Source organism: Luteimonas sp. A478 (assembly GCF_054052025.1).
This window is the reverse complement of the sequence record NZ_JBSVRF010000006.1, coordinates 163,774-182,639: the sequence shown is the minus strand read 5'-3', so window position 1 is coordinate 182,639 and position 18,866 is coordinate 163,774. Positions and strand designations below refer to the sequence as shown.

18 protein-coding genes are annotated in these 18,866 nt (G+C 67.1%); 13 read left to right on the top strand and 5 right to left on the bottom strand.

The window, feature by feature from the left end; translation table 11 throughout:
* Window positions 1–59: 59 nt before the first annotated feature.
* From hemW to rph, 3 genes are read right to left on the bottom strand one after another with little or no spacing between them, the layout of a single operon-like run.
* Window positions 60–1,214 (bottom strand): radical SAM family heme chaperone HemW, encoded by a 1,155-nt coding sequence (gene hemW / locus ACW7G3_RS12600; RefSeq protein WP_456983122.1) that lies wholly within the window; start codon window positions 1,212–1,214, stop codon window positions 60–62.
* A 58-nt stretch (window positions 1,215–1,272) separates the two neighbouring features.
* Window positions 1,273–1,869, bottom strand: coding sequence for an RdgB/HAM1 family non-canonical purine NTP pyrophosphatase (gene rdgB / locus ACW7G3_RS12595; protein WP_456983120.1), 597 nt, complete (start codon window positions 1,867–1,869; stop codon window positions 1,273–1,275).
* Entirely contained in the window at window positions 1,866–2,600 is a 735-nt protein-coding gene (rph, locus tag ACW7G3_RS12590; RefSeq protein WP_456975191.1) for a ribonuclease PH, read from the bottom strand. Before rph ends, rdgB begins: the two co-directional genes overlap by 4 nt.
* A 106-nt stretch (window positions 2,601–2,706) precedes the next feature.
* Here rph and ACW7G3_RS12585 point away from each other — a divergent pair, with 106 nt between their 5' ends.
* From ACW7G3_RS12585 to ACW7G3_RS12545, 9 genes are all read left to right on the top strand, one after another.
* Entirely contained in the window at window positions 2,707–3,564 is an 858-nt protein-coding gene (locus ACW7G3_RS12585; RefSeq protein ID WP_456983118.1) for a YicC/YloC family endoribonuclease, read from the top strand.
* A gap of 4 nt (window positions 3,565–3,568) precedes the next feature.
* Complete coding sequence (gmk, locus tag ACW7G3_RS12580) at window positions 3,569–4,186, top strand: guanylate kinase (RefSeq protein ID WP_456983117.1); 618 nt, start codon at window positions 3,569–3,571, stop codon at window positions 4,184–4,186.
* 133 nt (window positions 4,187–4,319) lie between these two features.
* Window positions 4,320–4,619, top strand: a complete 300-nt coding sequence (rpoZ, locus tag ACW7G3_RS12575) for a DNA-directed RNA polymerase subunit omega (RefSeq protein WP_456975185.1) — start codon at window positions 4,320–4,322, stop codon at window positions 4,617–4,619.
* 150 nt (window positions 4,620–4,769) lie between these two features.
* On the top strand, window positions 4,770–6,944 hold the full coding sequence (locus tag ACW7G3_RS12570; RefSeq protein WP_456983115.1) for a RelA/SpoT family protein: 2,175 nt from the start codon (window positions 4,770–4,772) through the stop codon (window positions 6,942–6,944).
* 58 nt (window positions 6,945–7,002) lie between these two features.
* Window positions 7,003–7,386 carry a RidA family protein gene (locus ACW7G3_RS12565; protein ID WP_456975181.1) on the top strand — a complete coding sequence of 128 codons (384 nt, stop codon included), beginning with the start codon at window positions 7,003–7,005 and terminating at the stop codon, window positions 7,384–7,386.
* Window positions 7,383–9,470, top strand: coding sequence for an ATP-dependent DNA helicase RecG (gene recG / locus ACW7G3_RS12560; RefSeq protein WP_456983156.1), 2,088 nt, complete (start codon window positions 7,383–7,385; stop codon window positions 9,468–9,470). The genes ACW7G3_RS12565 and recG overlap by 4 nt, the downstream gene beginning before the upstream one ends.
* A gap of 45 nt (window positions 9,471–9,515) precedes the next feature.
* On the top strand, window positions 9,516–10,451 hold the full coding sequence (locus ACW7G3_RS12555; protein WP_456983113.1) for a nucleoside hydrolase: 936 nt from the start codon (window positions 9,516–9,518) through the stop codon (window positions 10,449–10,451).
* A gap of 66 nt (window positions 10,452–10,517) precedes the next feature.
* Window positions 10,518–10,766: a type B 50S ribosomal protein L31 gene (locus ACW7G3_RS12550; RefSeq protein ID WP_456975177.1), complete on the top strand. Its 249-nt coding sequence runs from the start codon at window positions 10,518–10,520 to the stop codon at window positions 10,764–10,766.
* A 240-nt stretch (window positions 10,767–11,006) separates the two neighbouring features.
* Window positions 11,007–12,296: a citrate synthase gene (locus ACW7G3_RS12545; protein WP_456975175.1), complete on the top strand. Its 1,290-nt coding sequence runs from the start codon at window positions 11,007–11,009 to the stop codon at window positions 12,294–12,296.
* An 83-nt stretch (window positions 12,297–12,379) separates the two neighbouring features.
* On the opposite strand, the gene ACW7G3_RS12540 is transcribed toward ACW7G3_RS12545, so the two are convergent.
* Both ACW7G3_RS12540 and ACW7G3_RS12535 read right to left on the bottom strand, forming a co-directional pair.
* Window positions 12,380–13,009, bottom strand: a complete 630-nt coding sequence (locus tag ACW7G3_RS12540; RefSeq protein ID WP_456983112.1) for a hypothetical protein — start codon at window positions 13,007–13,009, stop codon at window positions 12,380–12,382.
* Between the two features lie 96 nt (window positions 13,010–13,105).
* A complete protein-coding gene (locus tag ACW7G3_RS12535) occupies window positions 13,106–15,658 on the bottom strand; it encodes a penicillin-binding protein 1A (RefSeq protein ID WP_456983111.1) in 2,553 nt (850 codons plus the stop codon).
* A gap of 222 nt (window positions 15,659–15,880) precedes the next feature.
* Here ACW7G3_RS12535 and ACW7G3_RS12530 point away from each other — a divergent pair, with 222 nt between their 5' ends.
* From ACW7G3_RS12530 to ACW7G3_RS12515, 4 genes are read left to right on the top strand one after another with little or no spacing between them, the layout of a single operon-like run.
* Entirely contained in the window at window positions 15,881–16,939 is a 1,059-nt protein-coding gene (locus ACW7G3_RS12530) for a pilus assembly protein PilM (RefSeq protein WP_456975169.1), read from the top strand.
* The gene (locus ACW7G3_RS12525; RefSeq protein WP_456983110.1) at window positions 16,939–17,637 is read left to right on the top strand and encodes a PilN domain-containing protein; all 699 of its coding nucleotides are present in this window, start codon (window positions 16,939–16,941) and stop codon (window positions 17,635–17,637) included. Before ACW7G3_RS12530 ends, ACW7G3_RS12525 begins: the two co-directional genes overlap by 1 nt.
* Before the next feature lie 14 nt (window positions 17,638–17,651).
* Window positions 17,652–18,287 (top strand): type 4a pilus biogenesis protein PilO, encoded by a 636-nt coding sequence (locus ACW7G3_RS12520; RefSeq protein WP_456983154.1) that lies wholly within the window; start codon window positions 17,652–17,654, stop codon window positions 18,285–18,287.
* Between the two features lie 43 nt (window positions 18,288–18,330).
* Window positions 18,331–18,819, top strand: coding sequence for a pilus assembly protein PilP (locus ACW7G3_RS12515; protein ID WP_456983152.1), 489 nt, complete (start codon window positions 18,331–18,333; stop codon window positions 18,817–18,819).
* Window positions 18,820–18,866: the final 47 nt, after the last annotated feature.

Sequence of the window (18,866 nt, the reverse complement as noted above, 5' to 3'; positions counted from 1 at the left end):
TCGCAGCGGCCGGGCCAGCGAGCCCCTTACTGCGCGGCCTGGCCGGAGGCGTGGGCAGGTTAGTCCTGCAGGAACAGTTCCATGACGTCATTGGCAAAGCGCTCCCCCAGCGCGGTGGTGACCAGGCGGTCCCCCTGTTCGTGCAGCCAGCCGTTGCGGCGGGCACGGTCCAGCGGTTCGGAAATCGCGCTGCGATCCAGGCCGCAGCGCGCTTCGAAGTCTTCCAGCCGGAAGCCTTCCTTGAGTCTCAATACGTTGAGCGCGTACTCGAACGGCCGCTGCGATGGCGCCACCCGCTCATCCCCGCCGATTGCCGCATCGCTGCCGGCCACGGAAAGCCACGCGGTCGGGTGCTTGAGTTTCCAGCGGCGCAGGATCGTCTGTTCCGAGCCGAGCGTCAGCTTGCCGTGGGCGCCGGCACCAATCCCCAGGTAGTCGCCATAGCGCCAATAGTTGAGGTTGTGCGCGCACTGCCGGCCGGGCCGGGCGTAGCCGGAAATCTCATAGTGCTGGTAGCCGGCTGCGGCCAGGCGTGCCTGACAGGCATCCTGCATGGACCAGGCCAGATCATCGTCGGGGATCCCGGACGGCGGCCGTGCGGCAAACAGCGTGTTGGGTTCCAAAGTGAGCTGGTAATGGGAAATGTGCGCCGGATCCAGCGCGATGGCACGCTCCACATCGTATTCGGCCATGGCCAGGTCCTGGCCGGGCAGGGCGTACATCAGGTCCAGGTTGAAGTTGTCGAAGCCGGCATCCTGCGCCTGCTTCACCGCCGCTTCGGTCTGGGCGCTGTCGTGGATCCGGCCCAGCCGCTGCAGGCAGCCGTCATCGAAGCTCTGGATGCCGAAGCTGAGCCGGTTCACGCCTGCGGCCAGGTAATCGGGAAAACGGCCGTGCTCGGCGGTGCCCGGATTGGTTTCCAGCGTTATTTCCAGGCCCGGCATGAAGCGGAGCCTGGCCGCGGCGCCCTGCAGGAACCGATCGATGGCAGCGGGCGGAAACAGGCTGGGGGTGCCGCCGCCGAAGAACACCGCGTGCACGGGGCGGCCCCAGACCAGCGGCAGGTCGTGGTCCAGATCGGCCAGCAGGGCGTCCACATAGGCGTCAAACGGCAGCTCGCCGCGCGCCTGGTGCGAGTTGAAATCGCAGTACGGGCATTTGCGCACGCACCAGGGCAGGTGCACGTACAGGGTCAGCGGCGGTGTGATCAGCATCCCACTATTGTAGAGGGGCTCGCGTGGGGCGCGGCGTAGCGTCGCGCGGGCGGCGGGGTTAGCTCAGGAAACCGGGCAGGCGCTGGCGCAGCTGTTCCAGGGCGCGGCCGCGATGGCCGATGCGGTTCTTGATCGCCGGATCCATTTCGGCCGCGCTCAGCCCGTGGTCCGGATCCAGGAATACCGGATCGTAGCCGAAGCCGTGGCTGCCGCGCGGCGCGGGCAGGATCCGGCCTTCCCAGCTGCCCTCGGCGATCAGCGGCTGCGGATCTTCCGGATGCCGCAGCAGCACCAGCGCGCAGTGAAAGCGCGCGCCGCGGCGGGCTTCCGGCACATCCTGCAGCGCCTGGAGCAGCTTGGCGACGTTGGCCGCCGCATCAGCCTCGGGGCCAGCGTAACGGGACGAATACAGCCCCGGGGCTCCGCCAAGGGCGTCCACGCACAGCCCCGAATCATCGGCCAGCGCCGGCAGCCTGGTGGCCCGGGCAGCGTGCCGCGCCTTGAGCAGCGCGTTCTCGACGAACGTCAGGCCGGTTTCCTCGACATCGGCCACCCCGAATTCCGCCTGTGGCAGAACCTGCAGGCCGCTGCCTTCCAGCAGCCGGCTGAACTCGGCCAGCTTGCCGGCGTTGTTGCTGGCCAGGACGAGCTTCACTTGCCGGCGGCCAGCGCCTGGGCCTGGAGCTCGAACAGCTGGCGGATCCCGTCTTCGGCCAATGCCACCATGGCATCAAGCTCGTCGCGGCGGAATGCGTGGCCTTCGGCCGTGCCCTGCAATTCGATAAAGCCGCCGCCGTCGTTCATGACCACGTTCATGTCGGTATCGCAGTCGCTGTCTTCGGCATAGTCCAGGTCCAGCACCGGTACGCCCCGGTACTGGCCCACCGAGACCGCGGCCACCGCGCCGTACAGCGGATCACGCAGGATCTTGCGCTGCTTCATCAGGCTGCGCACCGCGTCCACCAGGGCCACGTAGGCACCGGTGATGGCAGCGGTGCGGGTGCCGCCATCGGCCTGCAGCACATCGCAGTCCAGGGTGATGGTGCGCTCGCCCAGCGCAGCGCGGTCCACGCAGGCGCGCAGCGAGCGGCCGATCAGGCGCTGGATCTCCAGGGTGCGTCCGCCCTGCTTGCCGCGGGCGGCCTCACGGTCGTTGCGGGTGTGGGTGGCGCGGGGCAGCATGCCGTATTCGGCGGTGACCCAGCCTTCGCCCTTGCCGCGCAGGAAGCCCGGCACGCGTTCTTCAACGCTGGCGGTGCACAGCACCCGGGTGTCGCCGAACGAAACGAGTACCGATCCTTCGGCGTGACGGGTAAAGCCGCGCTCCAGGCGCACTTCGCGCAGCTGGTCGGGAGCGCGGCCGCTGGGACGCTGGATAGAGGTCATGGGCAGCTTGAAAATGGGGGCGGGGCAGTCTAGCAGCCGCCGTTCCACGGCGCCGCGGCGTCGCGCAGTGGCATACTGCGCCTCCGCCAGAAACCTTTGCCCAGCAATGACCAGAAGCATGACCGCCTATGCAGCGGCCGAACGCAGCACCGCCTGGGGCACGCTCGGCTGCGAGCTGCGCGCGGTCAACCACCGTTTCCTCGAGTTGGGCACCCGCCTGCCGGACGAATTGCGCGCGCTGGAGCCTGCGCTGCGCGAGCGGGTGGCCGCCTGCGTGACCCGCGGCAAGCTGGACCTGGTGATCCGGTTGCGTTCGGAGGCCGCCCAGTCGCTGGGTGTGAATGAGGCCGCGCTGGAGCAGCTGGCGGGCCTGGCGCAGTCGTTGCAGGGCCGCTTCCCGGGACTGACCACCGATGTCACCGGGCTGCTGCAGCTGCCGGGCGTGATGCAGACGCTGGCGGTGGACGCGGAAGGCCTCAAAGCCGACGCGCTGTCGTTGCTGGACGAGGTGCTGGCCCAATTCCTGGCGGCGCGTGAGCGCGAAGGCGACAAGCTGGCCACGGTGATTCGGGAGCGGGTGGAAGGCATCGCCCGGATCGTGGGCGAAGTGCGCACGATGATCCCGGGAATCCGCCAGGGCCTGCGCGATCGGCTCGAGGCGCGCGTAGCCGACCTGGCGCAGCCGCTGGACCCGGACCGCCTGGAGCAGGAGCTGGTGCTGTGGCTGCAGAAGCTGGATGTGGACGAAGAGCTGGACCGGCTGGACAGTCATATTGACGAGATCGGCCGGGTGCTGGCGCAGGGCGGCCCGGTGGGCCGGCGGCTGGATTTCCTGCTGCAGGAGTTCAATCGGGAAGCCAACACCCTCGGCTCCAAATCAGTGGATCGGCGTTCCTCGCAGGCGGCGGTGGAGCTGAAGGTGTTGATCGACCAGATACGCGAGCAGGTGCAGAACCTTGAGTGACGGGATGCGCGGAACGCTGTTCATCGTGGCCGCGCCTTCGGGGGCGGGCAAATCCAGCATCGTCAACGCCTGCCTGGTGCGGGATCCGTCGGTGAGCCTGTCGATTTCTTTCACCTCGCGGCCGCCGCGGCCGGGTGAGCAAACCGGCCGGCACTATCACTTCGTGGATGAGGCCGAATTCGAGCGCATGGTCGAAGCCGGCGAGTTCTTCGAGCACGCCCGGGTGCACGGGGACCTGAAAGGAACGGCCAAGCAATCGGTGGAACCGCAGCTGGCTGCAGGTCGCGATGTGCTGCTGGAGATCGACTGGCAGGGCGCCCGCCAGGTCCGCGCCCAGGTGCCTGACGCGGTGGGCATTTTCATCCTGCCGCCGTCGCGCGCGGCGCTCGAGGAGCGGATGCGCAAGCGTGGCCAGGACAGCGACGAGGTCATTGCCCGGCGCCTGGCCGCGGCCCGCGACGAGATGGCGCGCCATGACGAGTTCGACTACCTGATCGTCAACGAGCATTTCGATGCGGCGGTGGATGAAATGTGCGCGATCTTCGTTGCCAGCCGCCTGCGTCGCGCGCAGCAGCAGCAGCGCCACGGCCAGCTATTGAAGGCGCTGTTGCGGGAAGACTGATCGATCGACGGCGTTCCGCAGGCTCAAGCCATTGATTTGAAAGGCGCGTGCTTGCGTCGTGGGTGGTGTTTCCGGTAAAATTGCCGGTCCTGTCCCCAACATTCGCGCGGCCCGAGGGTCGCCGGGAGCCCGTATGGCCCGTATTACCGTGGAAGATTGCATGGAAGTGGTCGACAACCGCTTCGAACTGGTCATGATGGCCGCTAAACGCGCCCGCCAGCTGGCCAACGGGGTGGAAGCCCAGATCGACAACAGCGGCAACGATGACAAGCCGACTGTCCTTGCGCTGCGCGAGATCGCCGCGCGTGCGATCGACAATGATTACATTGAAGCCGTCGACAAGGCCGAGCGCGAGCGCAAGGAGCGCGAGGCGCTGGAGTGGGCCGCCGCCGAAGTGGTCGCCGACGAAGAGGCCAAGGGCGACGAAGTCTGACCGATCCGTGCGCGCCGCTGTGCCGGCGCAGCCCGCGAACGCAACGGCCCCGCTTCAAGCGGGGCCGTTTGCTTTCCGGCCTGGCGGTTCCGTCCGGCGCGCGCGTGATTGCCCATTCCCCATTGCGACTTCCCCGGCTACGCTGGGGACATGACTCCGACCCCTCTGGCCATCCACCGGATCCAAGCGCCGGCCGACGAAGCGCTGCCCGGTTACGTGCGCGAGCTGGAGCAGGCGGCCAGCTACCTGGATGACAGCCAGCGGCTGGTATTGCGCCGCGCGTGGGCGGTGGGTGCGTGTGCCCATGAAGGGCAGATGCGCAAGTCCGGCGAGCCCTACATCACCCACCCGGTTGCGGTGGCCAAGGTGCTGGCCGAGCTGAAGGTGGACCTGGAAACGCTGGTGGCGGCGATCCTGCACGACACCATCGAAGACACCCCGCTGACCGGCGAGGAGCTGGCCAGCGAATTCGGCGAGACCGTTGCCGAATTGGTGGACGGGGTCACCAAGCTGGACAAGCTGCATTTCAGCAGCCGCCAGGAAGCCACTGCGGAAAGCTTCCGCAAGATGATGCTGGCGATGGCGCGTGACCTGCGCGTGATCCTGATCAAGCTCGGTGACCGCCTGCACAACATGCGCACCCTGGGCGCGCAGACCAGCGAGGCCCGCGAGCGGATCGCGCGCGAGACGCTGGAAATCTATGCGCCGATCGCCCAGCGCCTGGGCATGAACGCGATCAAGAGCGAGCTGCAGGACCTGGGCTTCCGCGCGCTGCATCCGGTGCGCCACGCGGTGCTTGAAAAACGCATCCGCTCGCAGCCGCTGGTGCGCCGCGAGGCGCTGGCAAGGATCGAGGCGCAGCTGGCCCAGCGGCTGACCAACCAGGACCTGGAGTACCGGCTGGTGGGTCGGGTCAAGTCGCCGTGGAGCATCTATACCAAGATGCAGGCCGAGGCAAAGTCGTTCAAGCAGGTGATGGACGTTTTCGGCTTCCGGGTCATCGTGAACACCGTGCCGGACTGCTACCACGCGCTGGGCGTGGTGCATTCGGTCTACAAGCCGGTGGACGGGCGCTTCCGCGACTTCGTTGCCATCCCCAAGGCCAACGGCTACCAGTCGCTGCACACGGTGCTGTTCGGCCCGTACGGCTCGCCCATCGAGGTGCAGATCCGGACCGAGGAAATGGACCTGATCGCCGAGCGCGGAATCGCGGCGCACTGGGCCTATAAACACGGCGGCGCGCCCACCAGCGCGCAGATACGGGCCCATTCGTGGATTTCCGGCCTGCTCGAGTCGCAGCAGGCCACGGGCTCGTCGCTGGAATTCCTCGAGAACGTCAAGGTCGACCTGTTCCCGGACGAGGTGTATCTGTTCACGCCCAATGGCGACATCCTGTCCCTGCCGCGCAATGCCACTGCGGTCGATTTCGCTTACGCGGTGCACACGGACCTGGGCAACCGGGCGGTGGCCGCGCGGGTGGACCGGCGCCTGGTTCCTCTTCGCACCCGGCTGTCCAGCGGACAGCAGGTGGAAGTGATCACGGCCAAGTCGGCCACGCCCAAGCCGCAGTGGCTGGAGTTCGTGGCGACCGGCAAGGCACGCACGGCCATCCGCCAACAGCTCAAGCAGCTCGAGCACGAAGATGCTGTGCAGCTGGGCCACCGCATGCTGGACCGGGCGTTGGAAAACCTCGGCAGCTCGCTTGAGCGCCTGCCCCCCGACCGGCTTGACGCCTACCTGACGGAGCTGCGCTATCGGCGCCTGGAAGAGCTGCTGGCGGACATCGCGCTGGGCAACCGCATGCCCAACCAGGTGGCGCAGACCCTGGTCCAGGGCAGCGGTGAGAGCGAAGGTCTGTTTGCCACCGTGCAGTCCGCGGGCCCCGGGGAACGCATTCTCATCACCGGCAACGAGCGTGGGGTCATCACCTTCGCCAACTGCTGCCTGCCGATTCCGGGCGACGACATCATGGGCTACCACACGGCCGGCAGGGGCATCATGGTGCACAGGATCGAATGTCCCAACGTGGCGGAATACCGCAAGTCGCCCGATCGCTGGGTGGGGATCGGCTGGGATCGCGAGGTCGAGGGCGATTACAGCACCAGCCTGCGGGTGGAGGTGGAGAACCGGCCCGGCGTGCTGGCCCAGGTGGCCGCAGCCATCGCCCGGGTGGAGTCCAACATCGACGGCGTCGATTACCTGGAGCGCGACAGCAACGTGGCTGCGATCCGCTTCTCGATCGCGGTCCGCAACCGCAAGCACTTGGCCGATGTGATCCGCAAGGTGCGGCGTCTGGGCGTGGTGCACGGCGTCCAACGCCTGTAGCAGCACGCCATGCGCGCTCCTACTATCATCACCGGATGACTTTCATCTGGAGCTCTTGATGGCCCGTACCCCGATCAATACCGAACTCGCGCCCGCCGCGATCGGCCCCTACTCGCAGGCCGTGCGCAGCGGCAACACGGTGTATTTCTCCGGCCAGATCCCGCTCGATCCGGCCACCGGCGAGTTGGTGCCAGGCGGCATCGAGGCCCAGGCGCGGCGCGCTTTTGACTCGCTCAAGGCGGTGGCCGAAGAGGCGGGCGGCACTCTGGACGACATCATGCGCCTTGGCCTGTACCTGACCGACCTGGACGAGTTCGCGGTGGTCAACTCGGTCATGTCCGACTACTTCACCGCCCCGTATCCCGCGCGTTCCACCATCGAGGTGGCGGGCCTGCCCAAGGATGCGGCGTTCGAGGTCGATGCGGTCATGGTGCTGGACTGAACCCTGTCGATCCCGCAGCGCAGCTGCTGTCGTCCCTGCCGGGCGTAGGCGCAAAAACCGCTGAGAAACTGGCTTCCCGGGGCCTGCTGACCCTGCAGGACCTGTGGACCCAGCTGCCGCGCCAGTACGAGGACCGCACCCGGATCGTGCCGATCCGGGACCTGCAGTCCGGTATCGCCTGCCAAGTGGAAGGGGTCATCGAAGCGGTGGAGCGCGGCTTCCGCTACCGGCCTACCCTGCGGGTGGCCATCGGCGACGGCTCGCGCGCAACGCTGGTACTGCGCTTTTTCCACTTCCGTGCGGCGCAGGCAGCGCAGTTCCGGGTGGGTGAGCGGGTGCGCTGCTATGGCACGCCGCGACCGGGCCAGCATGGGCTGGAGATTGTTCATCCCAGCTACCGGCTGCTGGGCGTGGACGACGGTGGGGCGCTGGATGAGCGGCTGCACCCGGTGTATCCGCAGATCGAGGGTATCGGAGCGACTGCGATGCGGCGGATGATCGGTCACGCGCTGGACCGGTTGCCGGATGGGGAAGCGTTGGAATCGCTGCCCGCCGACGAGCTGCAGTCACGCGGACTGCCGCCGCTGCGCGAAGCCTTGTTGACCGTGCACCGGCCTCCGGCCGACGCGGATGTCGCCGCATTGCTGGCGGTCGCCCATCCCGCGCAGCGGCGCCTGATCCTGGAAGAGCTGCTCGCCCATCACCTGAGCCTGCGCCGCCACCGCATTGCCCAGCAGCAGCACGCTGCGCCGGTGCTTGCCGGGGACGGAGATCTCGGTGTCCGGCTGCGCTCCACCTTGCCCTTTGCCCTGACCGGCGCGCAGGAAAGGGTGCTGGCCCAGGTGCTTGGCGATATTGCCCGGCCGATACCGATGCTGCGCCTGGTGCAGGGCGACGTGGGCAGCGGCAAGACCGTGGTGGCCGCGCTGGCGGCTGTTGCCGGGGTGGAATCCGGCGTCCAGGTGGCCATGATGGCGCCCACCGAACTGCTGTCCGAGCAGCACCATGCCAGCTTTCGCCGCTGGTTCGAGCCGCTTGGCGTGCGGGTGGCCTGGCTGGCCGGCAAGCTGCCGGCAAGGGAGCGTGCGCGCACCCTGGAAGAAGTGGCCGACGGACGTGCACAGGTCGTGGTGGGCACGCATGCGCTGATGCAGGAAGGCGTGGCCTTTCGTGATCTGGGCCTGGCGATCATCGACGAGCAGCACCGCTTCGGCGTGCACCAGCGGCTGGCGCTGCGCGACAAGGGAGCGGTGGCCGGCCAGGTGCCGCACCAGCTGGTGATGACGGCCACGCCAATCCCGCGCACCCTGGCCATGGCCGCCTACGCCGATCTGGATGTGTCCGCCATTGATGAACTGCCGCCCGGTCGCACGCCGGTGCAGACCGTGGTGCTGAGTGCAGAGCGGCGGCCGGAGCTGATCGAACGCATCCGTGCCGCGTGCGCCCAGGGCCGCCAGGCCTATTGGGTCTGCACCCTGATCGATGAGAGCGACGAGGTGGTGGCACAGGCCGCGCAGGGAACGTTTGAATTGCTCACCGGCGCCCTGGAAGGCCTGCGCGTGGGTCTCGTGCACGGGCGCATGAAGGCAGCGGAAAAGCAGGGCACCATGCACCGGTTCAAGGACGGTGGCATCGACCTGCTGGTGGCCACCACGGTGATCGAGGTTGGTGTGGACGTGCCCAACGCCTCGCTGATGATCGTGGAAAACGCCGAGCGCCTGGGCCTGTCGCAGCTGCACCAGCTGCGCGGCCGGGTGGGGCGGGGCAGCGAGGCTTCCAGCTGCGTGCTGCTGTATCAGTCGCCGCTGTCGCAGATGGCGCGGCAGCGGCTGGAAACCATGCGCGAGACCACTGACGGTTTCATGATTGCCGAACGTGACCTGGAGCTGCGTGGGCCAGGCGAGCTGTTGGGCACGAGGCAGACCGGACTGGCTGCTTTCAGGGTGGCGGACCTGGTGCGCGATGCCGACCTGCTGCCCGAGGTGCAAAGGCTGGCCGACCGTCTGCTGCGCGAGCGACCGGAAATGGCTGATCGCCTGGTTGACCGCTGGGTCGGCAGTGCCGCGCGGTACGCTGGCGCCTGAAAATCTATTGGACGCGGCGCAGCGCCGCGTGGAGGATATTGACCCATGGACGAACGCATTCCCCTTCTGATCGATACCGACCCGGGCGTGGACGACGCCCTGGCCCTGCTGATGGCGTTCAACCACCCCGGGCACGAGGTGGTTGGCCTGACAGTGGCCGCTGGCAATGTGGGGCTGGAGCACACCGTCGCCAACGCACTCAAGCTGGTTGAGCTGTGCGATGCGCGGGTGCCGGTGCACGCCGGTGCCGCCACGCCGCTGCTGCACCCGGCCGTGGATGCGGCCAACGTGCATGGCAAGGACGGTTTCGGGGATGTGGGCTATGCGCCGGCGACGCTGCAGGCAGACGCGGAGCACGCGGCGCTGGCCATCCTGCGTCAGTCCCATGCCCATGCCGGGCAGCTGCTGCTGGTGGCGCTGGGGCCGCTGACCAACCTGGCCCTGGCGCTGCGCCTGGATCCCACCCTGCCGCAGCGGATCAAGCGGCTGGTGGTGATGGGTGGAGCGGTGACCGCGCGCGGCAACATCACTCCGGCGGCGGAGTTCAACATCGCCTTTGACCCGGAGGCCGCGCACATCGTGTTCGAGGCCTTCCCCAACCTGGATCTCGCCGACTGGGAGGCGGTGGTGGCGCACGGCCTGCCACATGAGCACGTTGACCGCTGGCTGGCCGCGGGTACCGCGCGGGCGGACTTCTACGAAGCGATCTCCCGCCACACGCGGCGCTGGTCCGCCGACAGCCGCGGTCCGCGCTGGTACGCCGCCGACGCGCTGGCCATGGCCTGGGCACTGGAGCCGGATGGCGCGCTGGATACGCCGGAACGCCCGGTGGTGGTGGAGCTGGATGGCCGCCACAGCCGCGGCATGACGGTGGTGGACTGGCAGCGCCAGACCGGGGCCGCTGACAACGCCCGCATCCTGATGCGCTATGACCAGGACCGGTTCGAATCGCTGGTTTCCGGGGCGCTGGCGGCCGGGTAGGCGGCGATTGCAGTCGCGGGAGAAGAGGGGGTACAATGCCCGGCTCCCCGTATTGCCGGTGCCGCCATGAAGGCCGATATCCATCCCGAATACCGCGAGGTCGTGTTCCAGGACGTGACCTCGGATTTCAAGATCCTTACCCGTTCCACCCTGGCCTCCTCCGCGAAGGAGACGATCAAGTGGGAAGACGGCAACGAGTACCCGCTGGTCAAGGTCGAAGTTTCTTCGGCCTCGCATCCGTTCTACACGGGCCAGAACAAGATCGTTGACACCAGCGGTCGGGTCGACAAGTTCCGCAGGCGCTACTCCAAGTAATCGCCGCGCCCCCGCTGTGCGGGGCGTGTTCCGCAACGGCCGCCACTGGGCGGCCGTTTGCGTTCCTGCAAGGCCGGCCCCAGGCCCGGATTCAACCAAGGGCGCAGTGGTCCGCGGGCGCGGTATGCGATAATTGGCCTGTTGCGGTGGCCGTGGCCGCTGCTCCTCCCCTTACGCGAACACACGCTTCTCCCCGGCCCTCGGCCGTGGATGACGAAGCGCTCTGAATAGGAGTGAACCGTGTCAGATTTTGACCAGGTCTCGCTGGACGCCGGCGGCAAGTCGGTGACCCTTCCGGTGCTCAAGGGCACCCTGGGCAATCCCTGCATCGATATTGCCACCCTGCCCAAGCAGACCGGCTGCTTTACCTACGATTCCGGCTTCACCGCCACCGCTTCCTGCAAGTCGGCGGTCACCTACATCGACGGCGACGAGGGCGTGCTGCTCTACCGCGGCTACCCGATCGACCAACTGGCCGGCAAGTCCAGCTTCCTCGAAGTGGCCTACCTGCTGATCAACGGCGAATTGCCGACTGCCGACCAGATGGCCGGCTTCGAGCATGACGTGACCCATCACACGATGATGCACGAGGCGCTGAAGAACTTCTTCACCGGCTTCCGCCACGATGCACATCCGATGGCCATGCTGTGCGGTTCGGTGGCCTCGCTGTCCGCTTTCTACCACGACACCCTGGATCTGAACGATCCGGAGCAGCGGCGCATGGCTGCGGTCCGGCTGATCGCCAAGATGCCGACCCTGGCGGCCGCCGCTTACCGCTATTCCATTGGCTGGCCGATCGCCAACCCGAAGAACAAGCTCGATTACTCCACCCGCTTCCTGCACATGATGTTCGAAGCCCCGGGTGACCAGCTTGAGCTCAACCCGGTGGTGGCCAAGGCGCTGGATCTGCTGTTCATCCTGCATGCCGACCACGAGCAGAACGCCTCCACCTCCACGGTGCGCCTGGTGGGCTCCACCGGTGCCAACCCGTACGCCTGCGTTTCGGCGGGCATTGCCGCGCTGTGGGGACCTGCACACGGTGGCGCCAACGAAGCCGTGCTGAAGATGCTCGAAGAGATCGGCGATCCGGCTAACGTGGATGCGGCCATTGCAAAGGCCAAGGATCGGAGCTCCGGCTTCCGCCTGATGGGCTTTGGCCACCGCGTGTACAAGAACTTCGACCCGCGCGCCAAGATCATCCGCGAGATGACCCACAAGGTGCTGGACGAGCTGGGCGTGGACGACCCGCTGCTGGACGTGGCGATGAAGCTGGAAGAAGCGGCGCTCAAGGACGACTACTTCGTCGAGCGCAAGCTGTACCCGAACGTCGACTTCTATAGCGGCATCATCTACAAGGCGCTGAAGATCCCGACCGAGATGTTCACCGTCATGTTCGCCATTGGCCGTACCGCCGGCTGGGTGGCGCACTGGCTGGAGCAGCAGGTGGATCCGGAAGCCAAGATCGGCCGTCCTCGGCAGATCTACACCGGCTCCGACCTGCGCGACTACGTGCCGGTCGACAAGCGCTGAGCCGCCGCTGCATCGTCTGAGAAACGCCCCGGCAACCCCGGGGCGTTTTCTTTTTCACGCGGCCTCGCGCGCATGGCGCGCTCCTACGCGGCAGGGTCCTCGGCCAGCAGCAGTTTCAGCTGCGAGGCGCTGGCCCGGGGCATGGGCTTCTCGTCGATGTTCGACAGCGGCGCCTGGCGCAATGCCAGCTGCGGCAGCACAGTGAGGTCGATCGTCAGGTCGTCGGCGCTGAACACCCACACCGGGAAGTCCCCGCTGCGGCTGCGGTCCAGGCGGATCCTGCGGCTGCGCTCGGTCGCCGGGATGCCATGTTCGTCCAGGAACAGAGGCACCTCTTCCGGATGTTCCGGATAAAGCTGCAATGCCACCGCCGAGTTGGCGTCGGCTGTTCCATCCAGCACCGGTCCCACCAGGCGCGGCTGGAATGGTGCAAAAAATTCAAGCGCATCCAGCGCGGCTTGCCGGCGCAGTCGCAGCGCGTCGTCCTGCTCTGGTCCCTGGAACAGCCGCTGGTACTCACGCAGCGCTTGCTCGACCTCGCTGTTGCGGGGCAGGGATGCGTCGTCGTGGATTCCCAGCCGGCTGGCGGCTTTCTGCTTGGCCTGGCGGAAATCGCTGATCCCGCCTTCGCTCATGAGCCGGGCGGCTTCGTGGGCCAGCCGCAGCCGGCGCTCACGGGTGCGACTCTCGGCGTGCTGGCGGGGGCGTGACATGGCGTTCTCCCTCACAGACACGGGGTCTGACTGTAGCCCGGCAGATGTGACAGGCGCTCATACAGTGGAGCTGGCGCCGGGCCATGGTCGCTGCGTTCAGAAAATATCGAACACCTCTTCGGCCGGCATCGAATCATCAAATCCGTCGTCAATCTCCGCCGCCATCCGCTCCAGGTCCTCGACCTTGACGTACTCGGAGCGTCCGCCGGAGCCGGCCGGAAGCAGCCGCCCGCCCTCGCTCACGTTCACCTGCACCAGCCCGTCCGGGACCTCGTGCGGCATCAGCGGCTGGCCTTCCAGCGCCGCGGCCATGTAATCGATCCAGATCGGCAGCGCCGAGCGGCCGCCATACTCGCGCCGGCCCAGTGAGCGGTTGTCATCGCGCCCCACCCACACAGAGGTGGCCAGGTTGCCGCCAAAGCCGGCGAACCAGGCGTCGCGGAAGTCATTGGTGGAGCCGGTCTTGCCGCCCACGTCCTCGCGCCCGATGGAGCGTGCCGCGGTACCGGTGCCGCGCTGGACCACATCGCGCATGATCGACACCAGCTGCCAAGCCACGCGCTCATCGATCGCCCGGGGGGCCACGATGAATTCAGCGTCATCTTCCGCGCCGTCCAGGGCAATCCCGTCGGCCAGCGGTTCATCCGCCGGCTCCGTGGCCACCGGCGGTGGAGCGGGCGCCGGGGCCGGAGTAGCCGGGCCGAAATTGAAGCCATCGACGATATGCGACGGTGCCGCCACCGCCGCTTCGCCCAGCGCGGGACGCGCCCCGCCGGCGCATCCGCGGCAGGCGCGGGCGGGGTTTTCCTTGAAGATCAGCTCGCCGTTGCGATCGCGCACCTCGTCGATGAACCAGGGCGTGACGCGGAAGCCGCCATTGGCAAACACCGCATAGCCGCGGGTAACGTCCAGAGGGGTGAGCGAAGGCGTGCCCAGCGAGATCGACAGGTTGGGCGGCAGCTCGGACTCGTCGAAGCCGAAGTGGCTGATGTAGCGGCGGGCGTAATCCACGCCGATCGCGTCCAGCAGCCGCACCGAGACCAGGTTGCGCGACAGCGCAAGCGCGTTGCGCAGCTGCATCGGCCCCATGAAGCGTCCGTCGGCGTTCTGCGGGCGCCAGTCCTGGCCGCGGCGCATGCGGAACACCACCGGCGCGTCGGGCACGATCGAGGCCGGATTGAACCCGCGCTCGAACGCGGCCGCAAAAATGAAGGGTTTGAACGCCGACCCCGGCTGGCGCCGGGCCTGGGTGGCGCGGTTGAACTTCTGCCCGGCGAAGCTGAAGCCGCCCACCAGCGCACGCAGGGCGCCGGTGTCGTATTCCATGGACACCAGCGTGGCCTGGCCGCGCGGTATCTGGCCGAGCTGGTAGCTGACCACCGGCGGCTCCGCAGGTGCGTCTTCGGCGGCGCCTGAGGCGGGTTTGGCGGGCGTCTCGATCCGCTGCACCCGGACCAGGTCGCCGCGCTCCATCAGGGCCGATGGCGCGCGCTGGGTCCAGCTGCTGGCCTTGGCATCCAGGGTGGTCGTGGTGCCGTCGGCCATCACCACGTCGGCGGTGCCCTCGCCGCTGCGCAGCACGATCGCCGGCCGCAGTCCGGCCTGGGCGGGGATGCCGCGCAGCCGCGCCGCCGCGGTGGCGGCGTCTTCGTCGGCAGCCAGTTCGAATGATTGCTCCGCACCGCTCCAGCCATAGCGGCGGTCATACACGGTGAGGCCGTCGCGCAGTGAGCGCTCGGCAGCGGCCTGGTAGTCGGGATCGATGGTCGTGGTGACGTGGTAGCCCTTGGTCAGCACGTCGCCGCCGTAACGGGCGATCATTTCCTGGCGCACCATTTCCGCCACGTAGGGTGCGTACACTTCCACCGGGCGCTCGTGCGGGCGGGCGTGCATGGGTGTGGCCTTGCCGGCCATTTCCGCAGCCTGCTCGATGTAGCCCAGCTCACGCATGCGCTGCATCACGTAGTCGCGCCGGATCCGGGCGCGCTCGGGATTGGTGACCGGGTTGCCGCTGGACGGGAACTTGGGGATCGCCGCCAGGGTTGCCGCTTCTTCCAGGGTCAGGTCATCCAGCGACTTGCCGTAATAGAACTCGGCCGCCGCGGCCACCCCGTAGGAGCGGTTGCCGAAGAAACTCTTGTTGAGATACAGCTCCAGGATCTCGTCCTTGGTCAGCTCGCGCTCCATCTTCAGCGCCAGCAGCATCTCGGCGAACTTGCGGGTGTAGCTGTATTCCGAGCTGAGGAAGAACTGGCGCGCCACCTGCTGGGTGATCGTCGATCCGCCCGGCACGCGCTGGTCGTCGGTGGTGGCCAGCAGCCAGATGGCGCGCGCCACCCCGCGGGGGTCCACACCGTGGTGGTCATAGAAGCGGGCGTCCTCGATGGCAATGAACGCCTGCTTCACCTGGTCCGGCACCTCGTCGATCTGCACGGGGTAGCGGCGCGTTTCGCCGAACAGGGCCATCAGCCGTCCGTCGCGGGAATAAACGTACAATGGCTCCTGCATTTCGATGTCGCGCAGGGTCTGGACATCGGGCAGGCGCGCTGACACGACGTAGTACAGGGTGGCCAGGGTCAGGGCGCCAAGCACGCTCAGGGCCAGGGCCGCTACGGCGAGCCAGCGCAACACGCGTTTGAAGGTGGGCATGCGGACGTGTGGTCAAGTGGCAGCAGGGGAGGCGCGGATTATAGATGACTGGACACCCTGTCCCGTGGGGGACGGGTTCACTGTTCAGGGGCAGAGTCGGACAGAACAGGGCACTGGGACACGGTTTCGGGTCATCCAAGGTTGCCAAGGGGTGAAAAGTCCGTTATCTAATCCGTCGGGGCACGTTGCGCGTCCAAGCGCCCGTGACAATAGGGGAAAACCGTGGGTTTATTCACAAAAAGCCAGCCGCCGATCGTGGGCGTGGACATCAGCTCGACTGCAGTGAAGCTTTTGCAGCTGTCCCGCAACGGTGAGCGCTACCGCGTTGAGCACTATGCCGTCGAGCCGCTGCCACCCAATGCGGTGGTGGAAAAGAACATTGTCGAAGTGGAAGCCGTAGGCGAGGCGATCAGCCGCGCCATGGCCCGCTCGGGCAGCAAGGCCAAGCACGCCGCCGCCGCCGTCGCCGGTTCGGCCATCATCACCAAGACCATCCCGATGCCGGCCGATCTGGACGAGGAAGAGATGGAGTCGGCGGTCGAGCTGGAAGCGGTCAACTACATTCCCTACCCGATCGAGGAAGTGAACCTCGACTTCGAGGTGCTCGGCCCCATGCCGGGCAACGAGGAGATGGTCCAGGTGCTGCTGGCAGCGTCACGCTCGGAGAACGTGGAGACGCGTGCCGACGCACTCAAGCTTGGCGGGCTGACAGCCAAGGTGATCGACGTGGAGGCATTCGCGATCGAGAACGCATACAGCCTGCTGGCCGGAACGTTGAACGCGCCGCACGACGGCATCGTGGCCCTGGTGGACATCGGTGCCACCATGACCACCCTCAACATCATCCGCGAAGGCCGCAGCCTGTATAACCGCGAGCAGGTCTTCGGCGGCAAGCAGCTCACCGACGAAGTCATGCGTCGCTACGGTCTCAGCTATGAGGAAGCCGGCCTGGCCAAGCGCCAGGGCGGACTGCCCGAGAGCTACGAGATCGAGGTGCTGGAGCCGTTCAAGGAGGCGCTGGTGCAGCAGATCAGCCGGCTGTTGCAATTCTTCTACGCAGGCAGCGAGTTCAACCGCGTTGATCAGATCGTGCTGGCCGGTGGCTGCGCCTCGATTCCCGGCGTGTCCGAGATGGTGGAGGAGCAGCTCGGGGTGCCCACGACGGTGGCCAACCCGCTGGCGCACATGACCCTGGGCTCCCGGGTCCAGGCCCATGCGCTGGCCCAGGACGCTCCGGCGTTGATGATCGCCTGCGGGCTCGCACTCAGGAGCTTCGACTGATGGCCAGGATCAACCTGCTTCCCTGGCGCGCCGAACGCCGGGCCCAGCGGCAGAAAGAATTCGGACTGATGGTGGCCCTGTCCGTGGTGGCCGGGGCGCTGCTCTGGTTCCTGGTCAACGGCTACTACAACGCCCAGGTCGAGGGCCAGCAGACCCGCAACCGCTATCTGGACCAGCAGATTTCCCAGGTCGACGAGACCATCAAGGAGATCGAGGAGCTCGACCGCCAGCGCGCCCGCCTGCTGGCACGCAAGGAAGTGATCGAGGAGCTGCAGGCCAGCCGCTCGCAGATGGTGCATCTGTTTGACGCGCTGGTGCGCACCATCCCTGACGGGGTGATGCTGACTACGCTCAAGCAGGAAGGTCAAAAGCTGACCCTGGAAGGGCGCGCCCAGTCCAACGCCCGGGTCAGTACCTACATGCGCAACCTCGAGGGGGCAGGCTGGATGGCCGATCCGCGCCTGGCGGTGATCGAGGCGCGGCCGGAAGGGGCCGGGGTGCACAGCGCCGCGCTGCCTTACGTGTTCAACCTTTCGGTGACCCTGACCACTCCATCCCAGGATGCCACCGAGGCGCAGGAACAGGAGGACGGCCAGTCCGAGGCAGCCGCAGAAGTGGGCACAGAGGTGGGAACAGAGGCGGACGCGGACGCCGACGTGGCTGAAACGCCGGCCGGTGAAGAAGGAGCCGCATCGTGAGTACAAAACGCAAGATGTCGCTGCGCGAGCTCGACTTCAACAACATGGGCTCGTGGCCGAAGGAGTACAAAATCGGCTTCTGCGTGCTCATCGGGTTGCTGGTTTTCGGCCTGCTCTGGTGGCTGGTCGTGCGTGACAAGCTCGGCGCGCTGGAAGGACTCGAGCGCCAGGAGTCGCAGAAACGCGCCGAGTTCGAAGAGAAGCAGGGCCGGGCCACCAACCTCGACCCGCTCAAGCAGCAGCTGGCACAGATGGAGCAGCAGCTGCAGCAGATGCTCAGGCAGCTGCCGAGCCGGACCGAGATGCCGGACCTGATCACCGATATTTCGCAGACCGCGGTCGCTACCGGCATCCAGAACGACCTGTTCCGCCCCGGCCCCGAGGCGCCCAAGGAGTTCTACGCCGAGCAGCCGATCTCGCTGCGGATGCGCGGCAGCTACCACCAGTTCGGAGCCTTCGTCAGCGGTGTGGCTTCCCTGCCGCGGGTAGTCATCATGACCATGCACGATATCTCGCTGCAGCCGCGCGACGGCGGGGCGATCCGGCCGGGGGCCAGCCTGGAGCTGGCTGGCACGGTCAAGACGTACCGCTATCTCGACGATGAAGAGACGGCCGAACAGCAGGCCGCCCAGGCCGCGGGGGAACGCTGACATGCGCAGGATTGGACATGGGGCGCGGATCGCGCTGGTCTCGATGCTCGTACTTGGCGTTGCCGGCTGCGGTCGCGGGGTGACCAGCAAACCTGGTGATGCGCCGAACCTGGAGGAGTGGGTGGCCAACGTGCGTGCGCGTCCTGCGCCGCCGCTGGAGCCGCTGCCGGTCATGCAGCAGTTCGAAACCTTCGAATACGCGGCCCAGGACCTGCGTGATCCCTTCAGCGACGCGTTCGCCGATACCGGCGGGGTCGGCCCGCGGCCGGATTCGGACCGCCGCAAGCATGAGCTGGAGGATTTCCCGCTCGACAGCCTGGAAATGGTTGGCACCATCGGTCGCGGCGCTTCGATCATCGGCTTGGTGATGGCACCGAACAAGGTGACCCACCGGATCCGCACTGGCGACTACATGGGCCAGGCCGACGGCCGGATCACCTCGATCGCCGAAGACCGCATTGAACTCGTGGAACTGGTACCTGACGGTGCCGGCGGCTGGCTGGAACGCCCTGCCGCAATTTCAATTGAATAACACGCCCTTGAACAACAAATCGATTAGGGATTAGGGGAAGTCAGATG

Coding starts and splice junctions, on each gene's coding strand:
- ACW7G3_RS12550 (WP_456975177.1), top strand. CDS start 10,518: ATGAAGGCCGATATCCATCCCGAATACCGCGAGGTCGTGTTCCAGGAC.
- ACW7G3_RS12570 (WP_456983115.1), top strand. CDS start 4,770: ATGACTCCGACCCCTCTGGCCATCCACCGGATCCAAGCGCCGGCCGAC.
- rpoZ (WP_456975185.1), top strand. CDS start 4,320: ATGGCCCGTATTACCGTGGAAGATTGCATGGAAGTGGTCGACAACCGC.
- hemW (WP_456983122.1), bottom strand. CDS start 1,214: ATGCTGATCACACCGCCGCTGACCCTGTACGTGCACCTGCCCTGGTGC.
- ACW7G3_RS12565 (WP_456975181.1), top strand. CDS start 7,003: ATGGCCCGTACCCCGATCAATACCGAACTCGCGCCCGCCGCGATCGGC.
- gmk (WP_456983117.1), top strand. CDS start 3,569: ATGCGCGGAACGCTGTTCATCGTGGCCGCGCCTTCGGGGGCGGGCAAA.
- ACW7G3_RS12540 (WP_456983112.1), bottom strand. CDS start 13,009: ATGTCACGCCCCCGCCAGCACGCCGAGAGTCGCACCCGTGAGCGCCGG.
- ACW7G3_RS12585 (WP_456983118.1), top strand. CDS start 2,707: ATGACCAGAAGCATGACCGCCTATGCAGCGGCCGAACGCAGCACCGCC.
- ACW7G3_RS12525 (WP_456983110.1), top strand. CDS start 16,939: ATGGCCAGGATCAACCTGCTTCCCTGGCGCGCCGAACGCCGGGCCCAG.
- ACW7G3_RS12535 (WP_456983111.1), bottom strand. CDS start 15,658: ATGCCCACCTTCAAACGCGTGTTGCGCTGGCTCGCCGTAGCGGCCCTG.
- rph (WP_456975191.1), bottom strand. CDS start 2,600: ATGACCTCTATCCAGCGTCCCAGCGGCCGCGCTCCCGACCAGCTGCGC.
- ACW7G3_RS12520 (WP_456983154.1), top strand. CDS start 17,652: ATGTCGCTGCGCGAGCTCGACTTCAACAACATGGGCTCGTGGCCGAAG.
- ACW7G3_RS12515 (WP_456983152.1), top strand. CDS start 18,331: ATGCTCGTACTTGGCGTTGCCGGCTGCGGTCGCGGGGTGACCAGCAAA.
- ACW7G3_RS12555 (WP_456983113.1), top strand. CDS start 9,516: ATGGACGAACGCATTCCCCTTCTGATCGATACCGACCCGGGCGTGGAC.